Below are 9,770 nucleotides of genomic sequence, written 5' to 3'. Positions count from 1 at the left end.
CTCATCGGTCCCTCGCCTTCATCCGGCTCTCACATCGAGTTGGAGCGGCTGACCTGCATTGGGGCCGAAGAGTAGAGGGCCGGTCGGTCGGCCCGGAAGGCCTCGACCGGGAACCGGCTGACGCCGTCGAGCGCCAGCTCGGTGAGCACCCGGCCGAGCAGCCCGGCGAACTTGCCCGCGTGACCGGCGCCGGCGCAGACCAGCACGCGGTCGTGGCCGGGGACGAAGTCGGCGATGAAGTCGCGGTCCGGCGGGAAGTCGTAGCAGCAGACCCGCGAGTACAGCTCCGGCCCGACGGCGGCCGGCAGGTGCCGGCCGAGGAACCGGCGGACCTCGTCGACCCGCCCCGGATCGGCCCGGTACGTCCGCGTCTCGCTGGTGACCTCCGGCCCGACGCCGTCCAGCCCGGCCTTCACCGCCACCTCGCCGTACACCGGCAGCCCGTAGTAGAGCCGGCTGTCGTCGTCGATGAAGCCGAACACCGGGAAGCGGTCCGGGGTGAACTCGCGCACCTTGGGGGTCGCGAAGTACGTCACCTGCTCCTCGGTGAGCGTGATCGGCAGCCGGGTGCCCAGCAGCTCCAGCAGCGCCGGGTTCCAGGCGCCGCCGGCCAGCACCAGCCGGTCGGCGGTGAAGCGGCGGCCGTCGGCGACCGCGACCTCGACGCCGCCCGCCGTCTCCGTCAGCCCCGTCACCGGCGCGTTCGGGACGATCGTCACGCCGTTGTCGCGGCTGAGCGCGACGTGCGCCGCCGTGGCCTGGCGGATGTCGAGCACCCCGGCCTCCGGGTCCAGCACGCCGCGATGGTGCGGCTCCAGCCGCCACTGCGGCCAGCGCCGCATGACGTCGGCGGCGCCCACCTCCTCGTACGGGAGGTTCGTCGCGGCCATCGCGGCGACGGTGTCGTCGACGAACGAGATGGACGGGGCCTGCGACGACGCCAGGATCAGCCCGCCGGTCCGCTGCACCAGCCGCAGGCCGGTCGCCTGCTCGACGATGTTCCAGCTCTGGTACGCCGCCGGGGTGAGCGTCGTGTAGGCGGTGCGGGTGTAGGTGTGCCGGATGACCCGCGAGTGGTCCTCCGACGCGCCGCGCGAGTGGCCGAGGTCGAACTGCTCCAGCACCAGGACCTCGCCGCCGAGACGCCGGCTCAGCCAGTAGGCGGTGGCGGCGCCGATCGCGCCGCATCCCACCACGATCACCCGGTACCGGTTCGCCATCGGCGTCTCCCGTCGGTCGCCGGCGTCGCTGCCGGACTGTCGTGCCGGACAACCTAGGGGGCCGGAATCCGTCCGGTCCGCACCCGAACGTCGCAATCTCCCGGCCTTAGACTCGACAGATGTCGAGTCCGCGAGGCACGCATGCTCGATGAGCTACAACAGCTCGTCGACGACCTCGCCACCGAGCTGCAGCGGTCGGTGGCGGTCGACGACGTCGCCATCCAGCTGCTGGCGGCCAGCGCGCACTACGGCGCCATCGACCCGCCCCGCATCGACAGCGTCCTCGCCCGCCGGGCCGACGCCGCCATCGTCGCGCACGTGCGCACGTTCGGCATCGACCACGCCGTCGACCCCGTCCACATCCCCGACAGCGCCGAGCTGCGCACGCTGCCGCGCATCGCGGTGCCGCTGCGCGACGGCTCCGACCTCTACGGCTTCCTCTGGCTGATCGACGCCGACCCGCCGGTCACGCCGTCCGAGCTGACCATGGCCACCAAGGGCGCCCGCGCCATCACCGAGTTGCTGCGCCACAACGCCGCCCAGCTGGACGACCTGCAGGCGCAGGACACCCCGCTGCTGGCCGGCCTGTTCGGCGACGACCGCGCCCGGCGCGACGCCGCCCTCGCCGCGGTGACCGGGCCGGACCGCCTCGGCCCCGGCGCGTCGCTGCGCATCGCGGCGATCCGGTTCCGCGACGGCGACGGCGACACCGCCGAGGCCGCCCGGCACGCCGTCACCCGGTCCGTCGCGCTGCGCCAGCTGATCGGGCCGGCGCTGGTGGCTCCGGTCGGCGGGTACCTCGCCGTGGTCAGCCGGGCCGGCCCGCGCCCGCCGTCGGCCGCCTGGCGCGAACGGTTCTGGAGCACCGCCCGCGCGGCCGAGCCCGCCCTCGCCGTCGGCCTCGCCGACCAGCTGCCGGGCGAGCCGCCGGGCCCGTCGTTCGGCCGCGCCGCCTACGCCGCCGACGTCGCCCAGCGGGTCGGCGAGTTCGACGGGTTCGCCTGCTGGACCGAGCTGGGCGCCTGGCAGCTCCTCTTCGGGCTGCCGTGGACCCCGGCGACCGCGCGCGAGCTGCACCCACCGCTGGCGCCGCTGCTGCGCCCGGAGCACCGGCTGCTCGCCACCACCCTGCTCACCTACCTCGACTCCGGCGGCGACGCCGCTGCCACCGTCGCCGCACTGCACATCCACCGGACCACGCTCTACTACCGCATGGACAAGATCCGCGACCTCGTCGGCAGCTCCTGGTCGACGGGCACCGGGCGGCTCGGCGCGCACGCGGCGCTCGTACTCGCCACCCGCCTCGCCCCGGCCGACGCCTGACCGCCCCGCGCTTCTCGTTGGCTGGCCGGCCGTGTGCCGGGTCTGCCGCGTCCGCCGTGGTCCGCACGTTGGCCGTCCCCCTGCCACAAAGCGGCGAACCGCCGCAAAACGGCGAACCGTACGCGATCCCCAACGCCACCGTGTGGATCCGCTGCGCCGGGTGGGGTGGATCACTGTTCCCCTGGCAACAGCAACGCCACCCGGCACGCACAGTGATCCCACCCAGTGGCGCGCCGAGGCGGGCGCACAGTCGTCGCGGCCAAACGATGCGGGGATCGATGTGAGATCGCTGCGGAAACGACGCGGCATCACTGTCGCGGACACGACAGCGTTCTCACATCGATCGAACTCGGTTCACGTGCCGGAGTTTCGGACCAAGTGAAGCTGGTTCGGCTCAGCATCTTCCGGGACTGTGATGTTTCAGATAGCGTTCGCTGTGATGTATCACAGCGTCCACTCGTGGGGAGCGCCGCAGAGATGAACGACGAGCACGGCCACGGACATGCGCACGGTCACGGGCACGGACATGGCCACGGGCACGACGGGGTCCGCCTGCGCGACCGCGTCACCCACCTGTTCAAGCCGCACGCGCACGACCACACCGAGGCCATCCAGACCGCCGAGGAGGCCAGCAGCGAGGGCATCCGCGCCGCCTGGATCGGTCTCGGCGGCATGGGCGCCACCGCTGTCTTGCAGATCGTCATCGTCGCCATCAGCGGGTCGATCGCGCTGCTCGCCGACACCCTGCACAACCTCGGCCACCTCGTCACCACCATCCCGCTGGTGATCGCGTTCCGGCTGGGCCGGCGCGCCCCCACCAAGCGGTACCCGTTCGGCTACCGCCGCGCCGAGGACCTGGTCGGGCTGCTCATCGCCGCCGTCATCGCGCTGTCCGCCGCCCTGATCATCTGGGAGTCCGTCGACGCGCTGGTGAACCCGCGCGAGCTGACGAACCTCGGCTGGGTGTTCGCCGCGGGCATCGTCGGCGCGCTCGGCAACGAGCTGGTGGCGATCTACCGCATCCGCATCGGCCGCAAGATCGGCTCGGCCGCCCTCATCGCCGAGGGCAACCACGCCCGCGCCGACGGCTTCACCTCCATCGCCGTCGTGCTCGGCGTCGTCGGCGTCTGGCTCGGCTTCCGCCAGGCCGACGCGATCATCGGGCTGCTCATCGCGGTCGCGATCCTGTGGATCCTGGTCGAGTCGTGCAAGTCGGTCATCCGCCGCCTCATGGACGGCGTCGAGCCCGGCCTGGTCGACGACATCCACCGGGTCGCCGCCCGCGTCCCCGGCGTCCAGTACGTCGACGCGATCCGCGCCCGCTGGAGCGGCCACCGCCTCGAGGCGCAGGTCACGCTCGGCGTCGACGCCACGCTCACCGTCGCCGACGGGCACCAGCTGGCCGAGGAGGCGCACCACGAGCTGCTGCACACCATCCCGCACCTCAACGACGTCAGCGTGCACGTCCACCCCGCCTACGACGGCGTCACGCCGCCCGAGGCGCACGAGCTGACCCACCACCACAGTTCACCCGAGGCGCGCCGCGCCTACCAGGAGGCGCACGCACCCTAGAGTGACCGGGTGCTCGTCCTGCAGCCCGCCGCCGTCGCGATGCCCTCGGCGGCGGGCCGATGAGCACCGGTGGGGCGGTCGCGCTGCTGCTGGTGCTCGTCGCGTTCCTGATCGCGCTGGCGATCCTGGTCCCGATCCGGCTGCGCAAGCGGCGGCGGCTGGCGGCCACGGCGGCCGTCATGGCCGACTTCGCCGCCGTCAACGGCATGCGGTTCGGCCGGACCGAACCGAACCTGCCGGCCCGGGCGCCGAGCATCAACGACATCATCGGCGACCCGCTGGTCTACGTGGATTTCCACCTCGACGGGACCATGCGCGACGTGCCGTTCCAGGCGTTCCAGGTGCGCCGCCCGCCGCCGCGGCAGCACGCGGAGACGTTCGAGGTGTCGACCCGGACACCTGAGTACACGGTGCTGCTGGTGCCGCGCCCGGTGCCCGGCCCGGAGCTGCGCCTGGCACCGCGACGACTGTCGTGGGCGACGGCGTTCCGGCGCGATGTCGAGGTGGGCGACCCGCGGTTCGACGACGTCTTCCACGTGAGCACCGGAGCACCGGACTTCGCCCGGCTCGTGCTGCGCCCGCCGCTGACCACCTGGCTGGCCGCCGACCCCCGCGCCGCCGCCGCGATCGTCGTGTTCGAGCCGGCCGAGCTGATGGCGGTGCTGCCGGGTCCGCTCACACCGGAGGGCGCGATGGCGCTCGCGGACCTGATGACCGACCTGCGGCACCGCGTGCCCTGGACCACTCTCGCCTGACGACACCGGGAGACCACCCATGTCCGACCCAGCCCGGCAGCAGCGCTACGACGAGCTGCTGCAGCAGATCGGCGGCACGTTGCTGGCCGCGGCGCCGCCCGGGTGGCGCCGACTGGACCTCATCGCCACCGTCGGTGACGGCATGCAGGACGTCGGCCTCACCGTGATCATGGCCGACGGCTCCGACGCGCCGGTCGCGCCGCCCGAGCAGCTCGCCACGGCGTTCGCGGAGCTGCGCGAGGTGATGCGTGACGAGCAACGCGGCGTCTGGCGCGCGGCCCGGTACACGATGGACCCGCCGAGCGCGTTCCAGGTCTTCTACCACTACAATCCGCCGGTCCCGGCCGGCTCTGGGCGCACCGCCGTCGAGGAGCAGCGCGAACTGCACCGCGCGATCGCCGACCTGCTGGTGCAGCGGGCGCCGGCCGACCGCGACCAGATCCGGGTCATGTACAACGCGGCCGGCTCGCACGAGGAGGTGATCGGCCACGTCCTCGGCATCGACGGGCAGCTGCGGGAGTGGCAGCCCCCGGCCGAGGTCGCGCCGTTCTACCGGCGCCTGCGTGCAGGCATGTACGCGGACGGCGCCGGCACGTGGACGGCGGCCAGCACCGTCGTCGAGTACCCGATCCGGCTGTCCATCGACTATCGCGACGAGCCCCGCTGGCACCGGGCGCCGTCGCGCTGGGACGTGCTCGACGAGCTGGAGCGGTTCCCGCGCACGGCCGATCGCGTCCCGGACTGGATGACGGCCGCGCTGCCGGCCGCACGCCAGGCGGCCGAGGTCGCGGGCCGGTTCCGGCGGGCCCGCCTCTTCGACTACCGCGACGAGATCGGCCGCCCCGTGGCCGAGCGGCCGGCGGTCAGCGACGAGGAGCGGCAGCCGCTGTTGGACTACCTCGAGCAGGCGCCGGTGATCGTCGCCGGGCGCGGCTTCGAGCCGGACCCGTTCGACCCCGGCGGCGCGCGGGACGTGCCGGCCGGCCACCACACCGACGGCGTCTGGCTCTGGACCGCGTCGGTCCCGCACACCTTCACCAAGCACGCCATCTCGCCCGAGCCCGACCTCGTCGAGCACGTCCGCCGCAACGGGTTCGCGGTGCCACCGGTCGATCAGGAGACCCGGGCCGCCGCCTACCTCGCGCTCACCGGCGAGCCGCCGTCGGCGCCGCCCGCGCCGGCGCTCTCCGACCGCGACCGCCGCGTCCTCGAGATCATCGAGCGGCAGCTGGGCGAGGCGGGCGTGCTGCCGCTCGCCTACCGGCTGCTCGACGCCGAGGAGGGCGCCGCCTGCCTCGAACGGGCCGGCGACGAGTGGCAGGTCGCGTTCTACGAGCGCGGCCGGGCCCGCGACCCGAAGCGGTTCACCCAGCTCTGGGACGCCGGCGCGTACCTGCTCGGCCATCTGACGCTCATCCCGTCGCGGCTGCGCGGCGGGGCCAAGGACCGGAACACGGCCGCGGCTCTGAACGACTGGCCGGTCCAGCCGCTGCCCGGCGAGCCGCCGCTGACCCTGCTCGCCGAGAAGCGCATCGCGGTGCTGATGCCCGGGCGGGAGCTGGTCCGCTACGGCGCCGACAGCGGCAACCTGACGTTCGCGGCCGGGACGGCGTTCAGCGCCATGTCGCTGCGCCCGGAGCGCGAGCAGAAGGGGCCGCACCACTACCGCGTCGAGCGGGAGCTGCGCGTCCTCACCGGGAACACCGTGCCCTGGCACGAGCAGCCCGGCGGCGGCCCCGCCTACCTGCTGCCCCGTTCGGTCGCCGGCCACCTCGCCGACGGCAGCCTCACCGCCCGCTGAGGCCCACCGCCGGCCGCCGGCGGATTTCATCAACCTTTTGCGTCGTGATAGCAGCACAGAAGGTTGATGATCATGGCGCGGGGAGCGGGGCACGTCGCCGAACAGCTGACCGAGGCCCGGCGACGAGGTGCGGAAGCGGCGCGCGTCCAACGACGGCGTTGCGCAAGCGTCGCGTTGCGTTGCGGGTAGGCATGACCCGCCCCTCTAGGGAGGGTGCCCACCCTACGGGCGGGCACCGACAGAGTCCGACGTCCGATGTCACGAACGGCGGAGTCCGCTGGGTGGCGTCGGGCATACTCCGCAGCGTGATCTCGACGTTCCTGGTGGAGCACGCGTGGGCGGTGCCGATCGTCTTCGTCCTCCTGCTGGCCGGCTGCCTGCTGCTGGGCGCCGTCCTGCTCCGCAGCGGCGACCGCGGCCGGCGGGTCACCCGCTGGCTGGCCGCGGCGGCGGTGCTCGCGGCGCTGCTGCTGACGCTGTCGCCGGGCGGCGCGCAACCCGAGCGGACCTGTACCGTCCAGTTCGCCTGGCCCTCGCTGGGCGGCGTCGAGACGCTGGCGAACATCGCCCTGCTGCTGCCCGTCGCGTTCCTCGCCACCCTGCTGACCCGGCGGCCGGTGCTGGTCGCCGCGGCGGCGTCGGCCGGCTCGCTGCTGATCGAGACGGTTCAGGCGCTGGTCCCCGCCATCGGCCGGGCCTGCGACACGACGGACTGGGAGATGAACACCATCGGCGCGGTGGCCGGTGCGCTGCTCGCGTGGTCGATCATCCGGGTGCGGGCAGGGCTCGCCGCAACGGCGCAGCAGCGTCGAGGGTGAGCCCGAACCCGGGCTCGTCGTTCGGCGTGATCCAGCCGTCGACCGGCAGCACCTCGCCGGAGAACAACGGTGCGTGCTGGCCGGTCACGGTGCCGCCGTCGTGGGACAGCACCGGGAACTCGGCGAGGTCGCCGTCCGGCCTGGTGGCGACGTAGTGGTACGCCGGCATCCCGCCGACGTGCGGGATCACCGTGACGCCGAAGGCCTGGGCGACCGCCGAGATCTGCAGCAGCTCGGTCAGGCCACCGCACCAGGCCGGGTCCGGCTGGACGACGTCGACGCCGGCCTCGCAGAGCAGCCGGAAGCCCTTGGCGGTGTACTCGTGCTCGCCGGTCGCGAGCCGCATCGCCGGCGGCATCCGGTCGCGCAGCCGGCGCAGCCCGGCGTAGTCGTCCGGCGGCAGCGGCTCCTCGATCCACGCGACGCCGAGCTCGGCCACCGCGTGCGCCAGCCGGGCGGCGTAGTCGACGTCGAGTGACATCCAGCAGTCGTACATGATCGGGAAGTCGGCGGGCAGCGCCGCACGCGCCTGCGCGGCGATCTCGACGTTGGCCCGGAACCCGGCCTCGCCCTCGCACGGCGCGTAGGTCAGCGGCAGCTTGGCGCCGGCGAAGCCGAGGTCGCGGGCGGTGGACGGCTCCGGGCCGGTGGCGTAGACGCGGACCGCGTCGCGGATCTTGCCGCCGAGCAGGGCGTGCACCGGCAGCCCGGTGATCCGGCCGTGCAGGTCCCAGATCGCGATGTCCACGGCGGAGATCGCGTGCAGCACGAGGCCCTTGCGGCCGTAGAGCAGGGTGCTGTTGAACATCCGGTCCCAGATGCGGCTGTGCGCGGACGCGTGCTCCCCCACCACCAGGTACGCGAGGTGGTGCTCGACGATGGCCGCCGTCGGCAGGCCGCCGGACGTGGTGGCGTAGCCGACGTTGCCGTCGGCGCTCTCGACCTCGACGAGGACGCGCTCGTTCGCCAGCGGCCCGATCGCGGCCGACCGGTTGTTCCGGAACTCCGCGTACTTCGTCATCGGGTTGGCGACCTTGCCCTGGAGCCAGTGCACCGGCGGGTCGCTGGGCACCTCCTGCTGCGGCGGCGGCCGCTCCTCGTCGAGGTAGGTGCGGACGGCGACGATGCGGTCGCCGTTCATCGGAGGAAGGCGGCGGCGACGCCGGCGTCGACGGGGATGTGCAGGCCGGTGGTGTGGGAGAGGTCGCCGGCGGTGAGGGCGTGGACGGCGTTGGCGACGTGTTCGGGGAGGACTTCGCGTTTGAGGAGGGTGCGTTGGGCGTAGAACGCGCCGAGCTGGTCTTCCGGCACACCGTAGACGGCGGCGCGTTGGGCGCCCCAGCCGGTGGCGAAGATGCCGGAGCCGTGGACGACGCCGTCGGGGTTGATGCCGTTGACGCGGATGCCGTGCTCACCGAGTTCGGCGGCGAGGAGGCGGACCTGGTGGGCCTGGTCGGCTTTGGTGGCGCCATAGGCGATGTTGTTCGGCCCGGCGTAGACGCCGTTCTTGGACGCGATGTACACGATGTCCCCGCCCATGCGCTGGGTGGTCATGATGCGGGCGGCTTCGCGGGACACGAGGAAGGAGCCGCGGGCCATCACGTCGTGCTGCAGGTCCCAATCCGCCGCTGTGGTGTCCAGCAGCGGTTTGGAGATGGACAGGCCGGCGTTGTTGACGACCAGGTCGACCCCGCCGAACGCCAGCACGGCCTGTTCGAACGCGGCGGTGATCTGTTCCTCGCTGGTGACGTCCACCGTGACCGGCACCGCCACGTCGGGGTTGCCGATCCCTTCGGCGACCGAGACGGCGTTCTCGGTGTTGAGGTCGGCCACGATGACGCAGGCGCCCGCGGCTGCGAGGCGCTGCGCGATCGCCTTGCCGATCCCGGACCCGGCGCCGGTGACGAACGCGACCCGGGTGGCGAGTGGTTTCGGTGCCGGCATCCGGGCCAGTTTGGCTTCTTCGAGGGCCCAGTACTCGATCCGGAACTTCTCGCTCTCGGGGATCGGCTGGTAGGTGGAGACGGCTTCGGCGCCGCGCATCACGTTGATCGCGTTGAGGTAGAACTCGCCGGCCACCCGCGCCGTCTGCTTGTCGCGGCCGTAGGAGAACATGCCCACGCCGGGGATCAGCACGATCGCCGGGTCCGCGCCCCGCATCGCCGGACTGTCGGGCGTGGCGTGGCGCTGGTAGTAGGCGGCGTACTCGTCCCGGTAGGTCGCGTGCAACTCGCGCAACCGGACGATCGCCTCCTCGACCGGGGTGGTGGTGGGGAGGTCT

General features: G+C 73.1%; 8 protein-coding genes. 5 read left to right on the top strand and 3 right to left on the bottom strand.

Annotated elements, in window-relative coordinates; translation table 11 throughout:
* Nucleotides 1-29: 29 nt before the first annotated feature.
* Nucleotides 30-1,220, bottom strand: coding sequence for an N-methyl-L-tryptophan oxidase (gene solA, locus ACW62_RS11870; protein WP_053204303.1), 1,191 nt, complete (start codon nucleotides 1,218-1,220; stop codon nucleotides 30-32).
* 141 nt (nucleotides 1,221-1,361) lie between these two features.
* Here solA and ACW62_RS11865 point away from each other — a divergent pair, with 141 nt between their 5' ends.
* The 5 genes from ACW62_RS11865 (at nucleotide 1,362) to ACW62_RS11845 (ending at nucleotide 7,489) form a co-directional block, all read left to right on the top strand.
* Entirely contained in the window at nucleotides 1,362-2,543 is a 1,182-nt protein-coding gene (locus tag ACW62_RS11865; RefSeq protein WP_053204302.1) for a helix-turn-helix domain-containing protein, read from the top strand.
* 477 nt (nucleotides 2,544-3,020) lie between these two features.
* Nucleotides 3,021-4,115 (top strand): cation diffusion facilitator family transporter, encoded by a 1,095-nt coding sequence (locus ACW62_RS11860; RefSeq protein WP_053204301.1) that lies wholly within the window; start codon nucleotides 3,021-3,023, stop codon nucleotides 4,113-4,115.
* 59 nt (nucleotides 4,116-4,174) lie between these two features.
* The gene (locus ACW62_RS11855) at nucleotides 4,175-4,870 is read left to right on the top strand and encodes a hypothetical protein (RefSeq protein WP_053204300.1); all 696 of its coding nucleotides are present in this window, start codon (nucleotides 4,175-4,177) and stop codon (nucleotides 4,868-4,870) included.
* A 19-nt stretch (nucleotides 4,871-4,889) separates the two neighbouring features.
* Complete coding sequence (locus ACW62_RS11850) at nucleotides 4,890-6,671, top strand: TNT domain-containing protein (RefSeq protein WP_053204299.1); 1,782 nt, start codon at nucleotides 4,890-4,892, stop codon at nucleotides 6,669-6,671.
* Nucleotides 6,672-6,976: 305 nt separating this feature from the next.
* The gene (locus ACW62_RS11845) at nucleotides 6,977-7,489 is read left to right on the top strand and encodes a VanZ family protein (protein WP_053204356.1); all 513 of its coding nucleotides are present in this window, start codon (nucleotides 6,977-6,979) and stop codon (nucleotides 7,487-7,489) included.
* On the opposite strand, the gene rhmD is transcribed toward ACW62_RS11845, so the two are convergent.
* Nucleotides 7,437-8,630, bottom strand: coding sequence for an L-rhamnonate dehydratase (gene rhmD, locus ACW62_RS11840; protein WP_053204298.1), 1,194 nt, complete (start codon nucleotides 8,628-8,630; stop codon nucleotides 7,437-7,439). The genes ACW62_RS11845 and rhmD overlap by 53 nt on opposite strands.
* The coding region (gene rhaD / locus ACW62_RS11835) for a bifunctional rhamnulose-1-phosphate aldolase/short-chain dehydrogenase (protein WP_157574698.1) at nucleotides 8,627-9,770 on the bottom strand (1,144 nt) is incomplete at its 5' end. The genes rhaD and rhmD, both read right to left, overlap by 4 nt.

This window comes from Jiangella muralis (assembly GCF_001270745.1).
GTDB classification, from domain to species: domain Bacteria; phylum Actinomycetota; class Actinomycetes; order Jiangellales; family Jiangellaceae; genus Jiangella; species Jiangella muralis.
This window is presented reverse-complemented; position numbering and strand designations above follow the sequence as displayed.

What these genes read in the sequence shown, in the direction of transcription:
- ACW62_RS11860 (WP_053204301.1), top strand. Translation starts at nt 3,021, where the DNA reads ATGAACGACGAGCACGGCCACGGACATGCGCACGGTCACGGGCACGGA.
- rhmD (WP_053204298.1), bottom strand. Translation starts at nt 8,630, where the DNA reads ATGAACGGCGACCGCATCGTCGCCGTCCGCACCTACCTCGACGAGGAG.
- ACW62_RS11855 (WP_053204300.1), top strand. Translation starts at nt 4,175, where the DNA reads ATGAGCACCGGTGGGGCGGTCGCGCTGCTGCTGGTGCTCGTCGCGTTC.
- ACW62_RS11850 (WP_053204299.1), top strand. Translation starts at nt 4,890, where the DNA reads ATGTCCGACCCAGCCCGGCAGCAGCGCTACGACGAGCTGCTGCAGCAG.
- solA (WP_053204303.1), bottom strand. Translation starts at nt 1,220, where the DNA reads ATGGCGAACCGGTACCGGGTGATCGTGGTGGGATGCGGCGCGATCGGC.
- ACW62_RS11865 (WP_053204302.1), top strand. Translation starts at nt 1,362, where the DNA reads ATGCTCGATGAGCTACAACAGCTCGTCGACGACCTCGCCACCGAGCTG.